22 protein-coding genes and 2 pseudogenes are annotated in these 22,981 nt (G+C 71.9%); 12 read left to right on the top strand and 12 right to left on the bottom strand.

Going from position 1 to position 22,981, the window contains the following annotated elements; translation table 11 throughout:
• Both VGL30_RS11205 and VGL30_RS11200 read left to right on the top strand, forming a co-directional pair.
• Window positions 1-265 (top strand): annotated as a pseudogene (locus VGL30_RS11205) (hypothetical protein); the annotation flags it as partial.
• 116 nt (window positions 266-381) lie between these two features.
• Window positions 382-672 (top strand): DUF1330 domain-containing protein, encoded by a 291-nt coding sequence (locus VGL30_RS11200; RefSeq protein ID WP_331539920.1) that lies wholly within the window; start codon window positions 382-384, stop codon window positions 670-672.
• Window positions 673-715: 43 nt separating this feature from the next.
• Here the strand turns inward: VGL30_RS11200 and VGL30_RS11195 are convergent, their stop codons facing one another.
• Window positions 716-2,062, bottom strand: coding sequence for an aromatic ring-hydroxylating dioxygenase subunit alpha (locus tag VGL30_RS11195; RefSeq protein ID WP_331539918.1), 1,347 nt, complete (start codon window positions 2,060-2,062; stop codon window positions 716-718).
• 159 nt (window positions 2,063-2,221) lie between these two features.
• Window positions 2,222-3,616 carry an FAD-linked oxidase C-terminal domain-containing protein gene (locus tag VGL30_RS11190; RefSeq protein WP_331539916.1) on the bottom strand — a complete coding sequence of 465 codons (1,395 nt, stop codon included), beginning with the start codon at window positions 3,614-3,616 and terminating at the stop codon, window positions 2,222-2,224.
• Window positions 3,617-3,729: 113 nt separating this feature from the next.
• On the opposite strand from VGL30_RS11190, the gene VGL30_RS11185 reads away from it, so the two are divergent.
• Both VGL30_RS11185 and VGL30_RS11180 read left to right on the top strand, forming a co-directional pair.
• The gene (locus VGL30_RS11185) at window positions 3,730-4,197 is read left to right on the top strand and encodes an SRPBCC domain-containing protein (RefSeq protein WP_331539914.1); all 468 of its coding nucleotides are present in this window, start codon (window positions 3,730-3,732) and stop codon (window positions 4,195-4,197) included.
• Between the two features lie 27 nt (window positions 4,198-4,224).
• Window positions 4,225-5,427 carry a glycosyltransferase family 87 protein gene (locus VGL30_RS11180; RefSeq protein WP_331539912.1) on the top strand — a complete coding sequence of 401 codons (1,203 nt, stop codon included), beginning with the start codon at window positions 4,225-4,227 and terminating at the stop codon, window positions 5,425-5,427.
• Here the strand turns inward: VGL30_RS11180 and VGL30_RS11175 are convergent.
• Window positions 5,424-6,473 (bottom strand): acyltransferase, encoded by a 1,050-nt coding sequence (locus VGL30_RS11175; RefSeq protein WP_331539910.1) that lies wholly within the window; start codon window positions 6,471-6,473, stop codon window positions 5,424-5,426. The genes VGL30_RS11180 and VGL30_RS11175 overlap by 4 nt on opposite strands.
• 112 nt (window positions 6,474-6,585) lie before the next feature.
• Here VGL30_RS11175 and VGL30_RS11170 point away from each other — a divergent pair, with 112 nt between their 5' ends.
• The gene (locus VGL30_RS11170; protein ID WP_331539908.1) at window positions 6,586-7,677 is read left to right on the top strand and encodes an AI-2E family transporter; all 1,092 of its coding nucleotides are present in this window, start codon (window positions 6,586-6,588) and stop codon (window positions 7,675-7,677) included.
• Between the two features lie 69 nt (window positions 7,678-7,746).
• Here VGL30_RS11170 and VGL30_RS11165 read toward each other — a convergent pair whose 3' ends face one another.
• Window positions 7,747-8,280 carry a 3'-5' exoribonuclease domain-containing protein gene (locus tag VGL30_RS11165; RefSeq protein WP_331539906.1) on the bottom strand — a complete coding sequence of 178 codons (534 nt, stop codon included), beginning with the start codon at window positions 8,278-8,280 and terminating at the stop codon, window positions 7,747-7,749.
• 200 nt (window positions 8,281-8,480) lie between these two features.
• On the opposite strand from VGL30_RS11165, the gene VGL30_RS11160 reads away from it, so the two are divergent.
• The 3 genes from VGL30_RS11160 to VGL30_RS11150 all read left to right on the top strand — a co-directional run bounded on the left by VGL30_RS11160 (window position 8,481) and on the right by VGL30_RS11150 (window position 11,313).
• Window positions 8,481-9,440 (top strand): SDR family NAD(P)-dependent oxidoreductase, encoded by a 960-nt coding sequence (locus tag VGL30_RS11160; RefSeq protein WP_331539904.1) that lies wholly within the window; start codon window positions 8,481-8,483, stop codon window positions 9,438-9,440.
• A gap of 113 nt (window positions 9,441-9,553) precedes the next feature.
• Window positions 9,554-10,453, top strand: a complete 900-nt coding sequence (locus VGL30_RS11155) for an SDR family oxidoreductase (protein WP_331539902.1) — start codon at window positions 9,554-9,556, stop codon at window positions 10,451-10,453.
• A complete protein-coding gene (locus tag VGL30_RS11150) occupies window positions 10,450-11,313 on the top strand; it encodes a hypothetical protein (RefSeq protein WP_331539900.1) in 864 nt (287 codons plus the stop codon). Before VGL30_RS11155 ends, VGL30_RS11150 begins: the two co-directional genes overlap by 4 nt.
• Window positions 11,314-11,343: 30 nt before the next feature.
• Here VGL30_RS11150 and VGL30_RS11145 read toward each other — a convergent pair whose 3' ends face one another.
• From VGL30_RS11145 to VGL30_RS11125, 5 genes and pseudogenes are all read right to left on the bottom strand, one after another.
• On the bottom strand, window positions 11,344-12,258 hold the full coding sequence (locus VGL30_RS11145) for a TIGR03619 family F420-dependent LLM class oxidoreductase (protein WP_331539898.1): 915 nt from the start codon (window positions 12,256-12,258) through the stop codon (window positions 11,344-11,346).
• A gap of 108 nt (window positions 12,259-12,366) precedes the next feature.
• Window positions 12,367-13,137: an SDR family NAD(P)-dependent oxidoreductase gene (locus VGL30_RS11140; RefSeq protein ID WP_331539896.1), complete on the bottom strand. Its 771-nt coding sequence runs from the start codon at window positions 13,135-13,137 to the stop codon at window positions 12,367-12,369.
• Window positions 13,138-13,193: 56 nt separating this feature from the next.
• Window positions 13,194-13,409, bottom strand: coding sequence for a cold-shock protein (locus VGL30_RS11135; protein ID WP_331539922.1), 216 nt, complete (start codon window positions 13,407-13,409; stop codon window positions 13,194-13,196).
• A 117-nt stretch (window positions 13,410-13,526) separates the two neighbouring features.
• Window positions 13,527-13,709, bottom strand: a pseudogene (locus tag VGL30_RS11130) (cold-shock protein); the annotation flags it as partial.
• Window positions 13,710-13,961: 252 nt separating this feature from the next.
• On the bottom strand, window positions 13,962-14,762 hold the full coding sequence (locus tag VGL30_RS11125) for an SDR family NAD(P)-dependent oxidoreductase (RefSeq protein WP_331539894.1): 801 nt from the start codon (window positions 14,760-14,762) through the stop codon (window positions 13,962-13,964).
• A gap of 310 nt (window positions 14,763-15,072) precedes the next feature.
• On the opposite strand from VGL30_RS11125, the gene VGL30_RS11120 reads away from it, so the two are divergent.
• The 3 genes from VGL30_RS11120 (at window position 15,073) to VGL30_RS11110 (ending at window position 18,196) form a co-directional block, all read left to right on the top strand.
• Complete coding sequence (locus VGL30_RS11120) at window positions 15,073-15,963, top strand: alpha/beta hydrolase fold domain-containing protein (RefSeq protein ID WP_331539893.1); 891 nt, start codon at window positions 15,073-15,075, stop codon at window positions 15,961-15,963.
• A 104-nt stretch (window positions 15,964-16,067) separates the two neighbouring features.
• Window positions 16,068-17,102: an LLM class F420-dependent oxidoreductase gene (locus VGL30_RS11115; protein ID WP_331539891.1), complete on the top strand. Its 1,035-nt coding sequence runs from the start codon at window positions 16,068-16,070 to the stop codon at window positions 17,100-17,102.
• A 158-nt stretch (window positions 17,103-17,260) separates the two neighbouring features.
• Window positions 17,261-18,196, top strand: coding sequence for a cyclase family protein (locus VGL30_RS11110; protein ID WP_331539889.1), 936 nt, complete (start codon window positions 17,261-17,263; stop codon window positions 18,194-18,196).
• A gap of 22 nt (window positions 18,197-18,218) precedes the next feature.
• Here VGL30_RS11110 and VGL30_RS11105 read toward each other — a convergent pair whose 3' ends face one another.
• The 3 genes from VGL30_RS11105 to VGL30_RS11095 all read right to left on the bottom strand — a co-directional run bounded on the left by VGL30_RS11105 (window position 18,219) and on the right by VGL30_RS11095 (window position 22,134).
• A complete protein-coding gene (locus tag VGL30_RS11105) occupies window positions 18,219-19,661 on the bottom strand; it encodes an alkaline phosphatase PhoX (protein WP_331539887.1) in 1,443 nt (480 codons plus the stop codon).
• Window positions 19,662-19,666: 5 nt separating this feature from the next.
• Window positions 19,667-20,587 carry a polyphosphate kinase 2 gene (ppk2, locus tag VGL30_RS11100; RefSeq protein WP_331539885.1) on the bottom strand — a complete coding sequence of 307 codons (921 nt, stop codon included), beginning with the start codon at window positions 20,585-20,587 and terminating at the stop codon, window positions 19,667-19,669.
• An 86-nt stretch (window positions 20,588-20,673) separates the two neighbouring features.
• Complete coding sequence (locus VGL30_RS11095; RefSeq protein WP_331539883.1) at window positions 20,674-22,134, bottom strand: MFS transporter; 1,461 nt, start codon at window positions 22,132-22,134, stop codon at window positions 20,674-20,676.
• Between the two features lie 147 nt (window positions 22,135-22,281).
• Here VGL30_RS11095 and VGL30_RS11090 point away from each other — a divergent pair, with 147 nt between their 5' ends.
• On the top strand, window positions 22,282-22,959 hold the full coding sequence (locus tag VGL30_RS11090; RefSeq protein ID WP_331539881.1) for a hypothetical protein: 678 nt from the start codon (window positions 22,282-22,284) through the stop codon (window positions 22,957-22,959).
• Window positions 22,960-22,981: the final 22 nt, after the last annotated feature.

The raw sequence follows: 22,981 nt of genomic DNA, 5'->3' as shown, positions 1-22,981 counted from the left end.
CAACTACCAGTCCAGCTACCGCTGGGGCGACGACGACCAGCCGGGCAACATCCTGGGCGACTACACGCTGGTCAACCTCGGCGCCGACTGGAAGGGAATCAACGGCCGGCCGCTCGACCTGAACCTCTTCGTCACCAACGTCTTCAACAAGGCCTACAAGGCCGGTTCGCTGGCCTACTACCTGGCCTTCGGCACCTCCGCCGCCAGCTATACCGAGCCCCGGATGTTCGGCGTGCGCCTGCGCTACACCTTCGGCGGCGGCTGACCTGCGCCCGGCGCGTCGCGGAGACGCGCCGGGTTTCCGCCACGGGTCGACCGCACCGGCGTGGACGGTCTAAAGACTGGACCGCAGCGCAGTTTCAGGCGGGAAAAGGAACCCCCATGGCGGCCTATGTGATCTTCATCCGCGACGGCGCGGTCCGCGACCAGGCGGAGTTCGCGCAGTATTCCAAGACGGCCCGCGAGGCCCGCGGCGACTTCAAGCTGACGCCGCTCGCCGTCTATGGCGCGGTCGAGACCCTGGAAGGCGCGCCCGCCGACGGCGTCGTCGTCCTGCAGTTCCCCGACGCCGAGCAGGCCAAGCGCTGGTACAACAGCGAAGCCTACCAGGCGGCGCTGCCGCACCGCATGCGGGCGGCCAGCTACCGGGTGGTGATCACCGAAGGCCTCTGACGGCGCGCGAGGGACGGACGGCGGGACCGAGGGGCCGCCTCGCTCACGCGAGGCCGAGATATTCCCGCAGCACCCTGTGGAAATTGACGATCTGTCCCTCCTGCACCGGGTTGGGCCGGGCCGCGGTCCAGCCGGCGGACTTCATGCCCTTGTGCACCGCCTCCATGTTGAGGAAGTCCTCCTCCAGGAACGGGCATTGGCCGCGGAACGGCTCGAAGCCCTGATAGACGTCGTGGGTGATCGCGGGCTCCGCGTCCGGCGCATAGCGGCCCAGCGACCAGATGTCGAAGACGCAGGAGTCGGGATCGTCGCCGTTCGGCCGCAGCCGGTACCACAGGGCCCCGTCCGGGGTCGGCAGGGCGATGGTGTTGGGGAACATGTGCCAGTCGGTACCGGCCTTGAACATGTTCTCGAGCGTCAGCTTCTCCGGCCACCTGGCGCCGCGCTTCCCGGTCTCTTCCTTCTGGTATTCGAACAGCTTGGCGACGATGACCGCGGGGTCGGTCTCGTCCATGAACTCGGCCATGATCCGCTCGGAAGCGGCCAGGCCGGGATCGAGCGTCATGGCGCCCAAGGTCTTGTGCAGCCAGACGTTGTTGACGTGCAGGTGCTCCTGGAACGAGCTCGGCGCCCGCCACTCGCCCGCCTCGTCCTTGAACTCGCCCATGCCGGCGATTTCCGACCAGAACATGCCGTGACGTCCCGCCGGCCGGCCCGGCGATTTCATCAGGCGGTAGTTGACGCCCGAGTTATGGGTGGCGAAGGAGTGGTAGCCCTCGTTGAAGGCCTCCACGACCACCTTCCAGTTCACCGGCGCGACGATCGTCTTCCACCAGCCGCGGCGGCAATCTTCCAGCTGGAAGGCGTCCAGCGCCTCGGCCGCCTCGCCGAGGTAGTCGCGCAGCGGCTCGGCGTCGGGGTCCTGGTTGATCCACACCCAGCCGGCCCAGGTCTCGACCTTAACCTGGCTGAGGCTCAGCTCGCTCTCCTTGAAGTCCGGGAGCCCGGCCCAGTCCTCGCGGTTGTGCACATAGGTCACCCGGCCCTGCAGGTCGTACTTCCAGCCGTGGAAGCGGCAGTAGAAGCCGGTCAGGCGCCCCCGCTCGTCGTCGCGCAGCCGCCGGCCGCGGTGCTTGCAGACGTTGTAGAACGCCTTGATCCCGGCGGCGCCGGTGCGGACCACCAGGATGGATTCGTCGAAGATCTCGTAGGTCACGAAGTCCCCGACCCTGGGGATCTCCTCCACCCGGCAGGCCACCTGCCAGACCCTGGGCCACAGCCGTTCCTTCTCCAGGCGCTGCAGGTCCTCCGCGCGGTAGTCGGACGCCGGGATGTAGTCGGGCCTGAGGGGCTCTTCGGCCCGTCGCGGCGGCTGATGGACCATGTTCATGGATACCGTCCTCCCAGGGCCGCGCCGGCCTGATCGTCGGGTCGGACCGGTCCGACCGGCGTCTCGCGCCGACAGCGGCTTCAATCATGCAGCGCCCCCGCGCGGGGGGTCAATGCGAGGTCCCGCCTGCGGCGGCCATCGTTCAGGCGCCCGCGGCCGTCAGGACAGCGCGAACACCTTGCCGGGGTTGAACAGGTCCTTGGGGTCCAGCGCGCGTTTGACGGCCCGCATCAGCTCCACCGCCTCGCCCAGCTCGGCCGTGAGCCATTCCTGCTTGCCGAGGCCGATCCCGTGCTCGCCGGTGCAGGTGCCGTCCATGGCGAGCGCCCGCTCCACCAGCCGGCGGTTGAGCCGTTCCGCCTCCGCGGCCTCCTCGAGCCTGTCGGGATCGAGCACGAAGATCACATGGAAATTGCCGTCGCCCACATGGCCCACGATGGGCGCCGGCAGGATCGAGGCCTCGAGGTCGCGCTTGGTCTCGGATATGCACTGCACCAGCCGGCTGATCGGCACGCAGACGTCGGTGGTCCAGCCCACGGCGCCCGGCCTGAGCGCCAGCGCGGCATAATAGGCTTCGTGCCTGGCCTTCCACAGGCGCGAGCGCTCCTCCGGCCGGTTCGACCAGCTGAACGCGCCGCCGCCGTTCGCAGCGGCCAGTCCGCCCACCACCTCGGCCTGCTCCTGGACATAGCGCTCCGAGCCGTGGAACTCGAAGAACAGGGTGGTGGCCTCCGGCAGGCCCAGCCCGGCCCGCCGGTTCACCGCCCGCACCTGCACGTCGTCCATCAGCTCCACGCGGGCCACCGGCACGCCGCACTGGATGGTCTGCACCACCGTGTCCACCGCCCCCGCCAGGGTCGCGAAGCTGCAGACCGCCGCGGCGATGGCCTCGGGGATCGGGTGCAGCCGCAGAGTGACCTCGGTGATCACCCCCAGCGTCCCTTCCGAGCCGATCATCAGCCGGGTGAGGTCGTAGCCCGCCGCCGACTTGCGCGCCCGCCGCGCGGTGCGGATGTCGCGCCCGCCGGGAGTCACCACCCGCAAGGCCAGCACCGCCTCGCGCATGGTGCCGTAGCGCACCGCGTTGGTGCCGGACGCCCGCGTGGCGGCCATCCCGCCCAGCGTCGCGTCCGCCCCGGGGTCGATGGGGAAGAACAGGCCCATGTCCCGCAGGTGGGCGTTGAGCTGCTCGCGCCGCACGCCGGCCTCCACCGTGCAGTCGGCGTCCTCGGCGTTCGCCGCCACGATGCGGTTCATCTGCGAGAGGTCCAGGCACACCCCGCCGCGCACCGCCAGGGTGTGGCCCTCCAGCGAGGTTCCGGCCCCGAAAGGGATGATCGGCGTCTCATGGGCGATGCACGCGCGCACCAGACCCAGCACCTCGTCCGGGCTGTGGGCGAACACCACCGCGTCGGGCAGGCGCTCGGCGAAGTGCGCCTCGCTGCGCCCATGCTGCCGGCGCTGCCCCTCGCCCAGGTGGAGCCGCTCGCCGAACCGCCCGCGAAGCTCGGCGACAAGGGCTTCCGGCAGGGGCGCGGACACGGGTAGGCTCATCGGGAAAGGCTCATTTGCGGCGACAACTTGGCGCCGAATCCGACGACCGCCAAGGCCGGGCGCCGGATGGGGGGACAAGCGAACTGTCGCCGGAACAGAACAGGGAGCGCCACATGACCAAGACGACCTCGGTCTCGCGGGTGATCAGGGCCGCGCCGGAGGACCTCTACGCCGCATTCCTCGACCCCGCCGCCCTCCTGGCGTGGCTGCCGCCGGGGCGGATGACCGGCCGGATGCACGCCTTCGAGGCGTGCGTCGGCGGCGGCTACCGCATGTCGCTGTTCTACCCGGCGGACGAGCAGGCCTTCCGCGGCAAGAGCGCCGAGCGCGAGGACCGCGTCGACGTCCGCTTCGTCGAGCTCTCGCCGCCGCACCGCATCGTCCAGACCGCCGTCTTCGACACTCCCGATCCCGCGCTGCAGGGCGAGATGTGGATGGTGACGACCTTCGAGCCGGTCCCGGGCGGCGCCAAGGTCGCCATCCGGCACGAGAACCTGCCACCCGGCCTGCGGCCCGAGGACGACCAGGCCGGATCGCAGATCTCCCTCGACCAGCTCGCCCGATGGATTGAGGCGCCGTAAACCAAGTTGCGCGAAGCTTCCGCGCGCATGGACGCCGCCCCCGCCTCCCGAACGCCCGACCGCGCGGCCCCGCATCCGCACCTGGTGTTCGCCCTGGGGGCGCTCAGCGCCGTCGCCTGGGGCCTGACCGCACTCTATTTCGCCAGCGGGCGCGGACGGCATGATTTCCTCGGCTACTCCAAGGGCCAGGACTTCATCAACGTCTGGACCGCCGGCCACATGGTCCTGCAGGGCCGCCCGGCCCAGGTCTTCGATCCCCAGGCCTTCCTGGCCGCGACCCATGCGCTGTTCGACCCGAAGCTGCCGCCGCACTTCTGGTCCTATCCGCCGACGGCGCTGTTCGCGACGGTCCCGCTGGGGCTCACCGGCTATGTCGCGGGCTACCTGCTGTGGTCGGCGGCCGGGCTGCTGGCGCTGGCCTGGGCGGGCCGGCGGCTGTTTTCCGGCCGGCTGGAGCGCTGGCTGCTGCTGGCCTCGCCGGCGGTGGCGATCAACCTGCTGATGGGCCAGAACGGCGGCCTCACGGCGGCCCTGTGGCTGGGCGGCGCGGCGTTGCTGGACCGGCGCCCGGCCGCGGCCGGCGCGCTCTTCGGGCTCTTGACGTTCAAGCCGCAACTGGGCGTGCTCCTCCCGGTCGCCCTGTGGGCCGGGCGGCGCTACCGCACGATCCTGGCGGCCTGCGCCAGCGCCCTGCTGCTGGCCGCAGCTTCCGCCGCCGCCTTCGGCCCGGGGTCGTGGCAGGCCTTCCTCACCCAGACCCTGCCCACCCAGTTCAGCTCGATGTCGGTGTGGCAGGGGCCCTACCAGTGGTTCGCGCCCTCGGTCTTCATGGGCGCGCGCCTGGCGGGCCTCTCCTCGCCCCTGGCGTTCGCCGCCCAGCTTCCCTTCACCCTGCTGGGCGCGGTCCTGGTCTGGCGGGCCTGGCGCCGCGGGGGCGATCCGCCGACCCGCGCCGCCCTGCTGTTCGTCGCCACCTTCATCGCCACGCCGCAGAGCTCGGCCTACGACATGATCCCGGTAGCCGCCGCGGCCCTGGTGATCGCCCGTCGCAGCCGGGGCCTGGCCGACGCCATCCTCGCCGCCCTGCTATGGGCCGCGCCCTGGGCGCTGCTGCCGCTGAACGCGCTCCACGCGCCGGCGATCCCGCTCGTGACGGTCTGGGCGGCGGTGCGGCTGGCGCAGATGTCGGGCGAACCGCAGGAACCCTCCGCCGCCGCGCCGACCGCCTAGCCCGCGGCCGCCAGGACCATCCGCGGCGCCCGCCAGCCGCGGATCGCGCGCACCATCGGACGCTCGACCTTCGCATGGACCGCCAGGCTCAAGGCGACCGAGCCGGCCATCGCCACCCCGGTGAACAGCACGGCGTCCGGCGCCCAGCCCGCGACGGAAAGCGCCGCCTGCAGGCTGGCGACCACGAAGAGGTGCGTCAGGTAGAGCGCATAGGAGGCGTCGCCGAGATGGCCGAGGCGGGCCCACGCCGCGCCCTTGAGCTGCGGCTCGAACTGCAGGGCGCCCAGCACGATCAGCGCGGCGGGCGCGCCCAGCACGGCCGCGACCTCCAGTGCGCCTTCCCCCCGCAGGACCGCCGTCAGCCCCTGCGCCATCGGATGCAGCCCGCGCCCCAGCATCACCGCCAGCAGGCCCGCCGCGACCCCCAGGAGCAGCGCTCCGGCGGCCGGCGAGACCGCCTGCGGGCGGTGCAGGCGCGCGATCGCCAGGCCCGCGACGAACTCCAGCATGAACGGGTGGCCGAGGAACTGCAGGGTGGACCCGCCCAACGCCATGCGGCCCGCCCAGGCCAGCCCATAGGCCGCCAGCGCCAGCGGGACGCCGATCCGCGGACGCGCCAGCGCCGCCGCCGCCGTCACGTAGAACAGCATCTCGAAGCACAGGGTCCAGCCGATCCCCAGGTAGGGGGTGGTCATCCCGTCATAGGCCGGCCAGAACAGCACGGTCGCCACCAGCGGCTTCCAGGTGAAGCCGCCGACGGCCAGGCCGGTCAGCATCTGGTAGGCGCTGACCAGGAAGTAGAGTGGGACCAGGCGGGTGAGGCGGCTCCAGAGGAAATCCCGCGGCGCCTTGCCCGGCGCCGTCAGCGCGATGACCACGCCGCTCAGCACGAAGAACACGTGGACGCCGAGGTGACCCAGCTCCAGCGGCGCGCCCTCGCGCGGCAGGCCCTGGACGTCGCGCCCCACCCGCCAGGCGTGCAGCCAGACCACGGCCAGCGCTGCGAAGAAGCGCAGCACCTGCAAGGATCGCAGCCGGCTGTCCATCCGCGCCTCCTGTCGGAGCGCCAACCTGGCGGCAGAACGTTACGAAAGCCTGTGGACCATCGACGCAGGGGCGCGCCCTTCTGCGAGCGGTGATTTCGGCGAGGGGTCAGAAATGTCGGACGTGCAAGCGATCCCCGCCGCGGGCGGGCTGAGGCTCTACGCATTGAAGGTGCTGATCGCGCTGGGTCTGGGCGCAGCGGCCTTCATCCTTTTCCGGTGGCTGCACGTGCTGGTGCTGGCGTTCGGCGCGGCGGTCGTGTCGATCCTGCTGCGCGCCCTGGCTGACCCGATCCGGCGACGCACCCCGTTGGACGCGGCCTGGTCTGTCGCTGCGGCGGTGCTGGTGATGGTCGGGCTGGTCGGCGGGGCGATCTACTTCGTGGGCGAGCAGGTCTCGATCCAGTTCACCCAGCTGGAGCGGGACCTTCCCGGCGCCTGGGCCGCCGCCGAGCGCCAGCTCGCCAATTTTTCCGGCGGCCGCTGGGCGTTGGACCACCTGCACCAGGCGTCCCAGATTTCGGTGGCCGGGCTGGGGCCTCTGGCCGGGCAGATCGGCCGGATCACAGGCGCCGGCGTGGGGGCGGCGGCGCAGTTCGTGGTGGTCCTGGTGGCGGGGGTCTACTTCGCCGCCCAGCCGCAACTGTATCGAAACGGGCTGCTCGGCCTCTTGCCGGCCCCGGTGCGGCGGCCGGTCGCGACAATCGTGGACGAAAGCGGCGTAGCGCTGCGGAAGTGGTTGCTGGGCGCCGGCCTTGCGATGATCGCCATGGGCGTGCTGACGGGCATAGGCGCCGCGCTCCTGGGACTTCCCGCACCGCTGGCGCTGGGCCTGATCAGCGGGCTGGCGGAGTTCGTGCCCATCGTGGGCGCGGCGGTCTCGGCCGTTCCGGGACTGCTGCTCGCCGCGGCGCACGGGCCTCAGATGGCCTTTTCGACGTTGATCTTCTATGTCGCCGTGCATCAGGTCGAGGGACACGTGCTCATACCGCTTATCCAGCGGCGCATCGTGGCGGTTCCCCCCGCGCTGACGATCTTCGCCGTCCTCGGATTCGGCGTGCTGTTGGGCCCCTTGGGGATAATTCTCGCCACGCCGCTGGCGGTGGTCCTGATGGCCGTGGCCAGGCGCCTGTACATCGATCCCGAACCTGCTGCGGAAAGCGACCGGCCGCGCACCGGACCTGTGGGCGCCCGCGGGCGGGTGTGAAGGCGAGTCCGGTCTCGGGGATCGATGCGTCCCATGTCCTCCAAGGACGCCCCGGTCCGTCCCGGCCCATCATTCCTGCGACTCCGCGCCGGCCTGGCCGGGGTTCTTGCGGCCCCTGGCGCGCCGCTCTCCCGCCGGGGGGTCGAGGCCGGCGAGGAACGCCCAGGCGTCCCGCGTCCAGCGCGCATCGGCCAGGGCGTGGTGGCGCACGCCGGCCTGGCGGGGCAATTCCGGGTCCCCGAGCTGGATGGCCCACTGCTTGACGTCCAGGCAGAGCTGCGGGAAATGGAACGGCAGCTCGGCCATGCCTCCGAACAGCCAGCTGAAGGCGACCCAGTCGTGGGCGGGGAAATAGCCCCAGAACACCGGGTGTTCGTCCCCGTCGGTGAACCGGCGGACGGCGTAGCCGATCTCCTCCTGCGCCATCCCCCGGCCGTCGAGCCGGGGACGCACGGTCTGCAGCGTCCACCGGCTGGCCTTCGACCAGTCGACCTCGCTGCTCTCGGCATAGAACTCGCGTCCGTCCTCGGCGACCAGGCCGATGCTGATCAGGTCGAGGGTGGGCGGATGCTCGATGAACTCGGTGTCGATCCAGTATTTCATGGGCGCCCTTCCTCCGCGCGGCGGTGTAGATTTCGAACCGGCGGCATAGCCGCCGAGCGCCTCCGCCCGTCCGGGCAATCGGTCGCCAAGTCAGGATTCGCAGCCTTGCCTGTCATATTCCGGTGTGGATCGACAGCAAGCGTCCCGATTAAACGGCGGGTTCCGATCAGCTGTCCCTCCAACCTCCGCAAAGACCCCGCATGTCCGACCGCATCACCTCCCCCTTCGGCGCCCACACCCCCGCCCGCGAGGTCGCCGCCGGCCACGACCTGACCTACAAGAGCGTCATCGTCACCGGCGCCTCCTCCGGCATCGGCGTCGAGACCGCCCGCGCCTTCGCCGAGATCGGCGCGGTGGTCACCCTGGGGGTGCGCGACCTGGAGGCCGGCGAAGCGGCGGCCGAGAGCATCAACCAGACGGCCAGCGGACCGCAGGTGGTGGTGGCCAAGCTCGACCTGGCGGACCTGGACTCGGTGCGCGCCTTCGCCGCCGAGTGGGGGAGCAAGCCGCTGCACATCCTGGTGAACAACGCCGGCGTCATGGCCTGCGACCAGGCCTACACCGCCCAGGGCCTGGAGATGCAGATCGGCACCAACCACTTCGGCCACAGCCTCCTGACCCTGCTGCTGGCGGCGAACCTGGAGAAGGCCGCCAAGCCGGGCCGCACCGCCCGCGTGGTGCAGCTCACGTCCGGCGGCCACCGCCGCAGCGCCATGCGATGGGACGACGTGCACTTCCGCTCGACGCCCTATGACCCGTGGCTGGCCTATGGCCAGTCGAAGACCGCCAACAGCCTGTTCGCCGTCGAGTTCAGCAAGCGGTTCGCCGGCCGCGGCGTCACCGCCAACGCCGTACATCCCGGCGGCATCCGCACCCGCCTGCAGCGCCATGTGACGCCGGAGGAGCGCAAGCGTCAGGGCTGGCCTCCCGAGAACCAGCCGGCGCCCAACCTGAAGACCGCGGAACAAGGCGCCTCCACTTCGATCTGGGCGGCCCTCGGCCCCGAGCTCGAGGGGATCGGCGGCCTCTACCTGGAAGACTGCGCCCAGGCCCTGCCGGCCAAGGAAGGGACCTACGGCGGCGTCTCGCCGTGGGCGCTGGACCCCGCCGAAGCCGAGCGCCTCTGGACGCTGACCCGCGAAACCGTCGGCGAGGGTTGACGGCCACGGCCGGCAACGTCGCCGGACACTCGCCGGCGGCGGAGTAGCGTCCGCGCCCGCCCGGAGTATGTTCGGGCCAGGCGCGCGTCTGCGCCGTACGTCAGGAGGGCGCGATGGGCTTCTGGGAAGAGCGGGCGAGGCTCGAAGACCGTCGCGCCGTCGTGGTCGGCGGCGGGGCCGGCATCGGCCGGGCGGTGACCACGGCGCTGGCCCGCGCCGGCGTGCACGTCGCCTTCTGCGACAACGACCCCGAGGCGCTGGCGGCCACCCGCGACGCCCTGACCGGGGAGGGCCGGCCCGTCATCCTGGCCAAGCTGGCCGACGCCCTGGACGTGGCCCAGCTCAACGGCTTCTTCGACGAGGTCGAAGCGCAGTTCGGAGCGGTGGAGATCCTGGTCAATGTGGTGGGCGGGGTCCTGAAGCGGCCGTTCATGGACACCGGGCCGGCCGACTGGGCCGCCGACATCCACCGCAACTACGGCTATGCGCTGCACGCCATCCACCGGGCGGTGCCGATGATGCGCCAGGCCGGGCGCGGCAGCATCGTCAACTTCACCACCATCGAGGCGCACCGGGGCGCAGCTTCCGTGGCGGTCTACGCCGGCGCCAAGGCGGCGCTCTCCAACTTCTCCCGTTCACTGGCGGTGGAGCTGGGGGGCGAAGGTATACGGGTCAACGCCATCGCCTCGGACCACACCCCCAGCGCCGGCAACGAGAAGGCGCTGCCGCCCGAACGCAAGGCCAGGATCGCGGCCCTGCCGCCCGGCGCCTGGGAGGCGGGCTTCGCCATGGTCATTCCCTTGAAGGTCCGTCCGCCGGCCGACGCGCTGGGCGACGCGGTGCTGTTCCTGGCCTCGGACCTGTCGGCCTATGCGACGGGCGTCACCCTGCACGTGGACGGCGGCACCTGGGCGGCTTCCGGCGTGCTCGACTGGCCGAACGGCGACGGCTACAGCCCGCTGCCCGGCGCCACCGCCGGACTGATGTTCCCCGCCAAGGCGGAGGCTCCATGACCGGCCGCGCGACGCGGGTCCTGGCCGCCTGCGCCGGCGTGTCCGCGGCCCTGGCCGGCGCGGCAGCCCAGGCGCAGTGGTCGATCGGCGCGCCGGGCGACCGGCTCGCGCCTGCCGGCGCGCACCGCTACGCCATGCTGCTGTTCAGCAATCCGGTCCCCGGGCGCGAGGCGGAGTTCAACGACTGGTACCAGAACGTCCACCTGGGCGACCTGGTGCAGCTGGAGGGCTGGACCGGGGCGCAGCGGTTCCGGATCGTCACCACCGTCAAGCCGCCGCCCGCAGCCGAGGCGCGTCGCCAGGGCTACCTGACCATCTGGGACCAGGAGGGCGCGGAGCCGCAGGGCCCCGCGGCGCGGATGGCCGCGGCGTTCCGCGCCGGCAAGGTGCGTCTCAGCCCGGCGATCGACACGGGTCCCGGCGCCGTCGCCAGCGCAACCTATGAGGCCACGGGGCCGCGGACCCCGCGTAACCCCCCGGCGCCGGCGCCGAACCCCGACGCGCCACGGCCGAACCGATACGCCGTGCTGGATTTCTCCGATCCGCCGGCGGGCGCGGAAGCGAAGTTCGACGCCCTGGTCGACCAGCGGATCAAGGCCGTGCTCGCCGTCCCCGGCTGGGTCGCCGCCCAGCGGTTCCGCCGCACGCCGGCGGCGGCGGGCGCGCCTGCGCCCGGCAAGCCGAGCCGACTGGTCGTCTGGGAAGTGCAGGCCCCGTCCGCCCAGGCCGCGCTGGACAGCCTGGCGTCGGCCATCGCCGCCGGCGCGGTTGCAGCCCCGCCCGCCGATCCGCGCACCGCCGAGGTCGTGTTCTGGGAGCCGATCAGCCCCTATGTGACGAAGGACCTGGTCGTCCGCTGACCTTCGCCCGACGAGGCGCGCCGCCAAACGTCACGTGCGGAGCGCCAGGAGCCTCGGCAGGAAATCCTCGATCTCCGCCGGCGTCCGGCACTGCGGCACGACGTGGGTGATCAGCACGTCGACGTCGGCCTCGGCGATGCGGGCGGCCTCCTCGAAGAGGGCGTCCCAGGAGACCGCCCCGCCGGCGTCGCGCGGCGGATTAAGCGGCAGCTCCGCCGTCACCTTCAGCGACCCGGGGTCGCGCCCCGCCGCGGCGTAGGCCGTCCGCGCCGCCTGCACGTCCGCGGCCAGTTCGGCGGCCGGCTTGTAGGCCGGGCAGTACCCCACGCCCAGGCGGGCGATGCGCTCGAAGTTGCGCGCCGTGGCCGGCACCCCGAAGGAGATCGGCAGCCCGTCGCGCTGCGGCGGGAACGGCAGGGAATGGAAGGCTTCGAACCGGACCGAACCGCCGCTGTAGCTGGCGGGCGCCTGGCTCCACAGCGCCCGGCAGGCCTCCACCTGCTCGCACATGGCGCCGAAGCGGCCCTCGAAGGGAACGCCCGAGGCCTCGAACTCCTCCCGCTGCCAGCCCGCGCCGAAGCCGATCTCCACCCGCCCGTTCGACAGCGCATCCAGGGTGGCGAGCTGCTTGGCGAGCAGGATCGTCGGGCGCAGGGGGGCGACCAGCACGTGGCTGGAGAGCACGACGCGCTCGGTGACCGCCGCGATCGCGTGCAGCAGGCCGATCGGCTCGAACCATCCGTCGTAGTCCAGCGGATAGGGAAAGCCCGGCCGCCCGCGATGGCCGGCCTCGCTCATGGCGACGTGGTCCGAAACATGGACCTCATCCACGCCCAGCCGGTCGCAGAGCTTCGCGACCTCGAGCACGCCGCGGATCTCGCCGCCGTACAGCTCCTGCGTCCGCATCAGCTTGACGCCGACCTTCAGACCCTTCGTCGACGTCATGACGCATCCTCGCTCTGCATGAACAGCCCCGTCCGCGCGGCCCGCCGCACCGATCGGATGAACACCCCGCCGCCCGGGAAGGCGACCTCCATTTGGTGAGCGGCCCCGCTATTTTCGGGGCGGCGCGGCGACCGCGCGCACGGCCGCCGCGCGCGGCTGGGCGCTCGCGGACGCCTGGGCCCGGTCGATGTTGGCCTGCCCGCCGGCGATCCAGACCGGGCCGTTGGCGACGTTGTCCAGCCCCTCCTGCGCCACCTGGTCCGGGGTCGACGCGGCGCTCAGGTCGTAGCCCAGCCGCTCCATGGCCGGCGTCGCGGTCAAGCCGAGGTTGAGGTGCAGCACGTCGACGCCGAACTGCTCGCACTCGGCCCACAGCGCCTCGCTGAAGACCCGGCTGAACGCCTTGGCCCCGCAGTAGGCGGCCAGCGACGCGCTGCCGATATAGCCCGACAGGGAGCCCGTCAGGATGATCCCGCCCCGCTCGCGCTGGCGCATCAGGCCGCCGTAGTGGCGGGCGAACTCGCTCTGGCCGATGACGTTCACGCCGATCACCGTGCGGTAGACCGCCGGGTCGAGCTCGACGAAGTTACCGCGCATGGCGTTGGCGCCGGCGTTGTAGACCAGCAGGCCCACCTCCACGTCGTCGGTGACGGTGCGGACCCGGTCGATGGCGTCCGCCTTGCCCATGTCGACGGACAGGGTGCGAACCTCGGCGCCCTTGCCCCGCAGGTCCTGCGCCACCTCCTCCAGCGGCCCCGGCTTGCGCGCCACCAGCACCAGCTTGAAGCCCGATGCAGCCAGCTTGCGGGCAAAGGCGGCGCCTACCCCCTCCGAGCCGCCGACGACGAGCGCCCAGGGCCCATAGCGTTCGACGTCCATCCGCTCCTCCCTGCCCGCGCCGGCGCTTGTTGTTTTCGCCGGTGGCGGGGCCCCCGTCACTCCGCGCGGATGTTGACGGCCGCGGCCTTGCCGCTCCGCCGGTCCTGCTCGATATCGTAGGAGACCGCCTGGCCTTCGGCGAGGCCGCTGAGGCCCGACCGTTCGACCGCCGAAATGTGTACGAACACGTCGCCGCCGCCGTCGTGCGGCTGGATGAAGCCGAACCCCTTGGCCGGGTTGAACCATTTGACCACGCCCGAGCCCGCACCCATGGCCTCGCGCACCGGCGGGCCGCCGCGGCGGTCCGATCCGCTGTCGGCGAACCGCGGCCGGCTCGGCCGTTCGGAGCGTTCCGGCCCGCCGCCGGTGACCCGCAGGTCCACCGCCGCCAGCTTGCCGGAGCGCCGGTCCTGCTCGAGTTCGAAGGTGACCGTGTCGCCCTCGTTCAGGGCGTCCAGGCCCGAACGCTGCAGCGCCGAGACGTGCACGAACACGTCGATCCCGCCCCCGTCCGGCGCGATGAAACCGAAACCCTTAGCTTCGTTGAAGAATTTGACTTTGCCGCTCGGCATTCCAACCATCCGCTGCTCACCTGCGGAAATTCTAACTTGGCCTGCGGCGATATCAACGGAACTGTGGCGCGGCGTAACGCCAGAACGAACGCATCCCGGGCAGGGACAAGGCGGGGCCACCGCTGCGTTGCGTCCTGGCTTGCGCGAGGGTGTCGCCGGGTCGTCCCGGTGATCAGGCGGTCTGAACCAAGGCGGATCGTCTCGCGCAACCCCCTAGATGGGGTGGCGCGCGCCGGCTTCAACTTCCGCCGATCAGTCGGCCGCCGTCTTGAGCAGCCCGTCGATCCGGTTGCGGAAGGCCGGGCCGTAGGCCGTCGACGGCAGCACCCAGAACTCCCGCCTCACCGCCTGCTCGAACGCCAGGGCCGCGACCTTCGCGGGATCCATCAGCTGGGTGTCGTACTGCCTGGCCGCCGCCTCGCCCTGGACGGCGACCACGCGCAGGCGCGTTTCCGCGGTCAGGCCGCTGCGCACCCGCCCCGGGCAGATCAGCGACACGCCCAGCTCGCTCGACTCCATCGCCAGCTCCAGGCGCATGATGTCCGCATAGGCCCACAGGGCGTGCTTGGTGGCGGCGTAGGACGACAGCTCCGGCCCGACGACGAAGGAGGCCTGGGAACCGGTGATGACGAACTGCGCCGGCTCGCCGCGGTCGGCCATCGGGCCGGCCAGGGCGCTGGCCACGTGCATCACCCCGCGCAGGTTGACGTCGATGGTCAGGTTCCAGTCGTCGAGATCGGGCCGGATCGCCGAGCTCCGCCGCAGCAGGCCCGCATTGGCGAAGGTGAGGGCGATCGAAGGGAAGGTCGACAGCGCCGCCTCGCCGAACCGCGCCACGGCGGAGGCGTCGCGCACGTCCACCACCTGCGCGACCACCGTCGCGCCAAGCCCGCGCAGGGCGGCCGCCTGCTGTTCCAGGCCGGCGGCGTTGATGTCGCAGACCGCCACGCCCATGCCCCGGCGCGCCGCCTCGCGCGCCAGCTCCGCGCCGATGCCGCTCGCAGCCCCGGTGACCACCGCGCCGCGGCCCGCCAAGGTCAATTCCCGCGCCATCGCGCCCTCCCCGTCCGAACAGCCGTCGCGACCCGGCGCCGGCCCGTAAGATGCGCCTTCACCGGACGTGATCAATGGATGCTTGGCTGCGGGGAAGTCCCAGGTCAATACACGAAGATATACGTATTTACGTATTTTTACTTGGACATCATAGAGTTAGTCTTTCGGAATGTTTTGTCCGGAACGGCGCGAGAGCTCCTGCCGAAGACGTTCCGTATTTACATATTTCGCGCCGGGCCGGAAAATTCGGTGGCGCGGCCGCGCCGGCCCGTTCGATCATGCCGGCGGCTGCAAGGATCTGTAATTCGACATGAACAGCCCAGGCTTCGACGGCGCGGCCCTTCCTGCTGAACGCCCCGGCGCGCCGGCTTCGGAAGCGCTCGCCCAGCGCCGGGCGACGATCGCCGCGGGCCGCGCCCAGGCGGCCTGGCGCACGGAGGCGGCCTGGGCGGAGGACGAGCTGGGCGGCGTCCGCATCCTGCGGTTCCCCCCGCCGGGTGCGCCGGCGGCGACAGTGCTGCACCTGCACGGCGGCGGCTTCCGCATGGGCGCGCCCGAGATGGTCGGCGCCTTCGCCGGCGCCCTGGCCGCAAGCTGCGGGGTCGAGGTCGTGGCGCCCGCCTACCGCCTGGCGCCGGAGCACCCGTTTCCCGCCGGCCTGGCCGACGCGCGGTCCGTCCTGGCCGCCGTGCGCCGGCAAGGCGCCGGGCGCATCATCCTGTCGGGGGATTCCGCCGGCGGCGGCCTGGCGGCGAGCCTGGCCGCGCTCGCCCCGGCGCTGGGCGTGCGGCCGGCCGGCCTGATCCTGCTCTCGCCCTGGCTCGACCTGACGGTGACCAGCGACAGCTACCGGGACAACGGCGAGGTCGACAAGCTGTTCTCGAAGGCCGCCGCCCAGGAGGCGGCGGCGCTCTATCTGCAGGGCGTTTCGCCACGCCACCCCCTGGCGTCGCCCCTCCATGGCCCGCTGGCGGACTTTCCCGAGACCCTGATCGACGTCAGCGAGCACGAGGTGCTGTTCGACGACAGCCGGCGCTTCGCCGCCGCCCTGCGGGCGGCCGGCGTCCAGGCGTCCCTGCGAAGCACGCCGGACATGGAGCACGTAGCCGTGACCCGGGACCTGCGGCTGCATGGGGCCGCGGAGGCGTTCGCTGCGATCCAGCGCTTCATCCGCGGGCTCCTGGCCGAGACGCCGGCGTAGCCTCGACCGGCCGGGCCGGGCGCACGGACACTGGACGGTGACAGGGTGCGTCGGCCGCGCGACAATCGGCTCGGCAAGGCGCATGGCGTGAGGAGGTTGGTCCCGTGAAACTGGGCTTCGACACCGGCTACAGCGGGGCGCGCATGGCGCTGCCGATGGACAAGATCCTGCTGGCGGAGAAGCTTGGGTTCGATTCCGTCTGGACGTCGGAAAGCTACGGCTCGGACGCGATCTCGCCGCTGGCCTTCATCGCGGCCCGGACGAAGCGGCTGCGCCTAGGCACGGGCGTGGCGCAGCTCGCGGCCCGCACTCCCGCCAACCTGGCCATGTGCGCCCAGACGATCGACGCCCTGGCGGGCGAGGGCCGGATGGTGGTGGGCCTGGGCGTCTCGGGCCCGCAGATCGTCGAGGGCTGGTACGGCCAGCCCTGGGGCAGGCCGGCCGCGCGGCTCCGCGACTACGTGGCCATCATGCGCAAGATCTGGCGGCGCGAAGGGCCGGTGGCGCATGAAGGATCGGAAATCTCCCTGCCCTACCAAGGCCCCGGATCGTCGGGCCTCGGCAAGCCGCTGAAGAGCATCCTGCACGGCAATCCGGACATCCCCATCGTGCTGGGCACGTCGACGCCCGGCAACGTCCGGCTGACCGGCGAGATCGCGGACGGCTGGCTTTCCATGCACGTGACCCCCGAGACGGCGCCCCGCCACCTGCAGACCCTGAGCGAGGGCGTCGCCAGGCGGACGGACGGCAGGACGCTGAAGGACTTCGAGATCATCACCAACGTCGGCCTGACCGTCACCGACGACGTGAAGGGCGCGCTCGACAAGGCCCGGCCGGGGATCGCCCTCTACGTCGGCGGCATGGGCGCCCAGAGCACGAACTTCCACAAGGACGCCATGGTCGAGCGCGGCTTCGCCGCCGAGGCCGAGCGGATCCAGGAGCTGTTCCTGGCCGGACGCAAGGACGAGGCCGCCGCCGCCGTGCCGGAGGCGTTCCTCGACGCCGGCGCCCTGATCGGCCCGCCGGCGCGGATCAAGGAACGTTTCGCCCGCTGGCGCGACGCGGGCTTCACCCTCCTGTGCTTCTCCGATCCCACGGAGGAGGCGATGGAGACGATCAGCAAGATCGCCCGCCGCTGAGCGCAGGCCCCGCCGCGGCGCGCCTTGCCTCCGGGACGGCGCGGAAGTCCTCGCCCTGGCCGCGCCTTCCCGGGTAGGATCGGCCGCGGTCCGCAACCGGAGCCGGCGGCCTGACCGGGGACGTCCGCCCGGATATTCGAACGACGGGGGAAACGCCGATGAAGCGTACAGACTTCGACGCCGTGGCCGAGCGCGTGCGCAACTGGGGACGGTGGGGTCCGGAGGACCAGCGCGGCACGCTCAACCACATCGGGCCGGAGGTGCTCAAGGCCGCCTCGGAGACCGTGCTGTCCGGCAAGCTCTTCAGCCTCGGCCTGAACTTCGACAGCAACGGCCCGCAGCTCGGCGCCCGCCGCTTCAACCCCAAGCTCTATCCCATCGACCTCTTCACCCCGCTCAACCCCGAGCGGCCCGCCTTCGTCTACGCCGACGACGTGATCCACATGCCGCTGCAGGCCGCGACCCAGTGGGACGCGCTGTCCCACGTCCACTACGACGGCCTGCTCTACAACGGCTGCAAGGCCTGCGACGTGCTGAGCCCCAGGGGCGCGGCGAAGCTGGGCGTCGAGCACATGGCCAATCCGGGGATCATGTCGCGCGGCGTGCTGCTGGACATCGCCCGCCTGAAAGGCGTCGACGCCCTGCCCACGGAACACGCCATCACGCCGGACGACCTGGACGCCGCCTGCGCCGCGCAAGGGGTGCAGCCGAAGGCCGGCGACATCCTGCTGGTCCGAACCGGCCACATCCGGCGCTTCACGATCGAAGGCGACCGGGCGGCCTTCAACGGCCATCAGCCGGGGCTGCACCACGCCTGCGCCGAATGGGTGCACGACCGGTCGCTGGCCGCCGTCTGCGCCGACAACCTGGCGGTGGAGATCATGGGCGCGGGCCGTCGGGACTCCGAGGTTCCGCTACCGTTCCACATGCTCTGCCTGCGCGACATGGGCCTGCCGCTGGGCGAGATGTTCAACCTGGAGGCCCTGGCCGCCGACTGCGCCCAGGACGGGCGCTACGCCTTCCTGCTGGCCGCGTCGCCGCTGGCCTTCACCAACGCGGTGGGCTCGCCGGTCAACCCGCTGGTCCTGAAGTAGCGGCGGCGCGGGGCCTTCCGGGCTACGCCGTGAACCGGCTCCACGGCCCGGTGATCGCCAGGGTGACGCCCGGCGAATAGACGTTGACGAACAGCGTCGTGCCGTCCGGCGAGAAGCAGACGCCGGCCAGTTCCGAGGTGGCCGCCACGTCGCCCCCGCCGGGACGGGCGTTGCGGCCGACGGTGTAGATCTGGCCGACCGGGGTGACGGCGCGCAGGTAGTTCACCCCGCCGGTCTTGTCCTCGCAGACGAAGAGGTGGCCCCAGGGCGAGACGGCGACGTTGTCGCACATCTCCATCAGCCTGGGATCGGCGGGCTGGCAGAACAGCTGGATGCGTCCCGGGGCGGCGGCCTCCCCGGCCTGGCCCTCGGCGGCGCTGGGGCGGTAGCGCATGATCTGGCCGCGGGCGTCCGGCCCGCCGCTGGTGCAGGCGAAGTAGAGCTCGCCGTCGCCAAAATGGATTCCCTCCCCGCGGGCGAACCAGGCCGCCCCCTTGGCGTGGCCGCGGTAGCGCAGGTCCTCGTAGGGATTGTCCACGCCGTCGAGGTCGACCCAGCGGGCGTCGCGCCAGTCGCCCTGGCGCCAATACGGGGTCTCCCAGTTGCGCGGGTCGGCGTCGGCGCCTTCCGGCAGGGCCAGCGCCTGCAGCCGCCCGCCGGCGGCGAGCTTGCGGCGGTCGACCGGCAGGAAGCGGTAGAACAGGCCGAAGCCGTCGCCCATGTCCTCGGTCATGTAGACGACGCCGGTGCGCGGGTCGATCGCCGCCGCCTCGTGCCGGAACCGGCCCAGGCCGGCGAGCGGGACCGGGTCGGCCACGCCCTTCAGGGCCGCAGGCACCTCGAACACCCAGCCGTGGTCCTTGCCGGCCTCCATGCCCTTGCCCTGCAGGGTCTCCTCGCAGGAGAGCCACGAGCCCCAGGGGGTGCGTCCGCCGGCGCAGTTGGTGGTGGTGCCGGCCAGGCTCAGGTGGCTGGAGACCAGCCGCCGGGACTTCAGGTCGTAGGTGAGGGTGGTGGTCGCCCCCACCATCGGCAGGCCGTCGTCGGTGCGGTCGTAGATCCGGTCGGCGGGCAGCCGCGAGGCCAGCGCCCGGCCGGGGCCGAAGGCGCCGTCGTCGAGGTTGGCCGGCTTGAGCTCGTGGTTGCGCACCAGCACGACCTGGTCGCGGCCGCCAGCGAAGGCGCCCATGCCATCCATGTTGTGCGGGGTGACGAAGCCGTCGCTCATGGGCTCGCCGGCCCGGGAGACCACCGTATAGGCGAAGCCCTCCGGCAGGTCGAAGAGGCCTGCGGGATCGCGGCGCAGCGAGCCATAGCCCGCCACCTCGCTGCGGTAGGCGTCGGCCTCCAGCCCCTCCTGCGTGATCACCGGCGGGGCGTCGGCCCGGGCGAGGCGGGCGAGACCGGCGAAGGCCAGCCCGGCGGCGGAGGCCAGGACGTTGCGGCGGGACGTTTGCAGGGTCATCAGGGTCAATACCGGCTAGGTACGTAGAGCTGGGCGGGGATGGGCGTGCGCGAGTAGTCGGCATGCCGCACCCGGGGCGGCAGGATGACCGGCGGGTGCGCGATCTCGTCGTAGGGGGTCCGGGCCAGGAGGTGGGCGATGCAGTTCAGCCGCGCCTTCTTCTTGTCCACCGCCTCCACCACCCACCAGGGCGCCTCGGGGATGTGGGTGCGCTCCAGCATCGCCTCCTTGGCGTGGGTGTAGTCCTCCCAGCGCCGTCGCGACTCCACGTCCATCGGGCTCAGCTTCCACTGCTTGAGCGGGTCGTGGATGCGCATGTTGAAGCGGAACTGCTGCTCCGCGTCGGTGATCGAGAACCAATACTTCGCGAGGATGGTCCCGGAGCGCAGCAGCATGCGCTCGAACTGCGGCACGGTCTGGAAGAATTCCTCAACCTCGGCCTCGGAACAGAAGCCCATCACCCGCTCCACGCCGGCGCGGTTGTACCAGGAGCGGTCGAACAGCACGATCTCTCCAGCCGCCGGCAGATGGGCGGCGTAGCGCTGGAAATACCACTGGGTGCGCTCGCGCTCGTTGGGGGCCGGGAGGGCCGCCACCCGGCAGACCCGGGGGTTGAGGCGTTGGGTGATGCGCTTGATGACCCCGCCCTTGCCGGCCGAATCCCGGCCCTCGAAGATCACGACCACCTTCAGGCCTTTGTGCCGCACCCAGTCCTGCAGGCGCACCAGTTCGTGCTGCAGGCGGAACAGCTCGCGGAAATAGAACCGCCGCTCCAGCTGCTCGCGCACCGGGTGGTCGGTGAGGTCGCGCAGCATCTCCTCGAGCCGCGCTTCGTCGATCTCCAGCTCCAGCTCCTCGTCGAAGCTGTCGGCAATCTCCTGCCTGATGCGCTCCATGTTGGAGAGTGGGACGTCGTCGGCGGCCATGAGGTGCGATCCTGACGAGGAAAGCCGTATGCATGGCGCGAGGTCGTCACAGACGTATGACAGCGGGGGCGTCGATGGCGACCAGATCAGCCCCGCTCGGGCCTCGCCGGCCGGATCAGCAGGAAGGCGGCCGCGCCGGCGCCGGCCGCAGCGGCGGCGCCGGCGACGGCGGCGAGGCGGAAGGCGGCGACCAGCGCCTCTCCCCGGGCGGCGAGCACCGCGCCCAGCAGGGCCGTGGCGATCAGGCCGCCGGTGCGGGCGACGGCGCTGTTCAGCCCCGAGGCCGATCCGGTGTGGCGCGGGTCGACCGAGCCCAGCACCGCCGTGGTCAGCGGGGCGACGGCCCCGGCCATGCCCAGCGCGATCACCAGCACGGCCGGCAGGACATGCGTCCAGTAGCAGGCGCCGTCGCCGATCCTCAGGGCCAGCAGGAAGCCCGCGGCCGTCACCATCGACCCCAGCGCCAGGGGCGGCCGCGCCCCGATCCGCGCCGCCAGCCGCCCCATGAGGGGCGAGGCGAGCGCCAGCACCAGGGGGAAGGGCAGCAGGGCCGCGCCGGCCGCGGTCCCGGAGTAGCCGGCGGTCTGGATCAGCAGGTAGGGCAGCAGCACCATCAGCCCGCCCAGTGCGCCGTAGAGCAGGAAGGTCAGCAGCGTCAGCCCGACGAAGGTGGACGAGCCGAACAGCGATGGCGGCGCCATCGCCCGGTCCCCCCGCCGCGCCTCCACGCCCACGAAGCCGGCGGCCAGGACCACGCCGGCGACGCCGGCCGCCGTCGCCGGACCGGTCCATCCGTGCGGGCCGGAGCCTACGGTGAGCGCCCAGGTGAGGGCGCCGAGCGCCAGGGTCGCCAGCAGCGCCCCCACGCCGTCCAGCGGCGGCGCCTCGCGGTCGTGAAGGTCTTGCACGTAGCGCCAGGCCAGCAGGATGGCGGCGAGCGCGAGGGGCAGGTTGATCAGGAAGATCGCCCGCCAGCCCACCGTGTCGATCAGCCAGCCGCCGATCACCGGGCCCACGGCTCCCGCCGCCGCGCCCGCCGCCGCCCAGATCCCCACCGCGCGGCCGCGCCCCTCGCCCCGGAAGACGTCGCCCAGGATCGCCAGGCTGTTGGGCATCAGCAGCGCCGCGCCGACGCCCTGCGCCATGCGGCCGAGCAGCAGCCCGGGGAGGCTGGGAACCAGGGCGCAGGCCAGGGACGCCGCGGCGAACAGCGCCGTGCCCAGGACCAGCATGCGGCTGCGGCCGAACCGGTCCCCCAGGGCGCCGCCGAGCATCAGCAGCGCGCTGAGCGGCAGCAGGTAGGCGTTGACCACCCACTGCAGGTCGCCGGCTCCCGCGTGCAGGCTGCGCCCGATCGCCGGCAGGCCGACGGTCACCACCGACCCGTCGATGAAGGCCAGGCTCGAGGCGAGGATGGTGGCGGTGAGGACCAGCCTGGGATGGTCCGTGCGGCAGCCGGGCCGTCGGGCCTCGCGCGGCGGCGGGTCCGCGACGCCGGGATCGGGGCGGAAGGCGTGGGACGGTGTCGGCGGCTTGGTCTCGGTCATCCCGGATCCTCGCCCAGGCATGCGGTCCCTGTAACCCAACCGTTCCATCGATGGGGGAGAAAATCCTGGCGTCATCCGAAGGACAGCGCGAGAATCCCGCAAGCTCGGCGGCGTACAGGGCGTCGGCCGCACAGGGAGACGTGTGACATGGACGGCGACATGAGCCTGGTCGGCAATACAGCCAAGGTGTTCGGCCATCTGGCGCTGCATTATCGGGCCGGCGACGGGGATCTGGTGGTGGGCCTGTTCCGCAGCATGGGGCTGCGGGTGGAGGATCTGGGTCCTGCCCGCTACGGCGACCGCTTCTTCAAGGTGGTGATCGATCCCACCGTCGAGGACGGCTACTTTTTCGCCGCCGCCGCCGCCCCGGCCCAGGTCGCGTTCGAGGACGCCCTGATCGAAATCTTCCGCGCCCCCGACGGCGCCCAGGCGCTGGCCGCTTATCGCGCCTCCCGCGTCACGGATCCGGAGGGCGGCTTCCACATCGGGGTGCGCTACGATTCCCTGGAGGCGCTGGAGCGCGCCGTCCTGGCGCTGGAAGCGTCCCTGAAGAACGAGCCGCGCCTGGCCCAGCGCATGGCGATCACCCGCTTCAAGTCCCGGGCTGGCCAGGACCCGGCGGTCGACGCCCGCATGGCCGCCTCGCCGGTGCTCCAGGCCGACGACCGGGAAGCCTTCGGCGACAAGATCGTGCAGGTGTTCATCAACACCGACGTCGTGGCGGGCGGTCTCCTCAGCGTCGGCCAGATCTTCGAGCTCGACTACATATTCCCCGACCGGCCGGCGCCGCATCCGCCGGTCAAGGTCTATGAGGACGCGAACTGACCTGTGGGGAATAATCGTTGGA

This window comes from Phenylobacterium sp., from assembly GCF_036502675.1.
Classification (GTDB): Bacteria; Pseudomonadota; Alphaproteobacteria; order Caulobacterales; family Caulobacteraceae; genus Phenylobacterium.
This window is presented reverse-complemented; position numbering and strand designations above follow the sequence as displayed.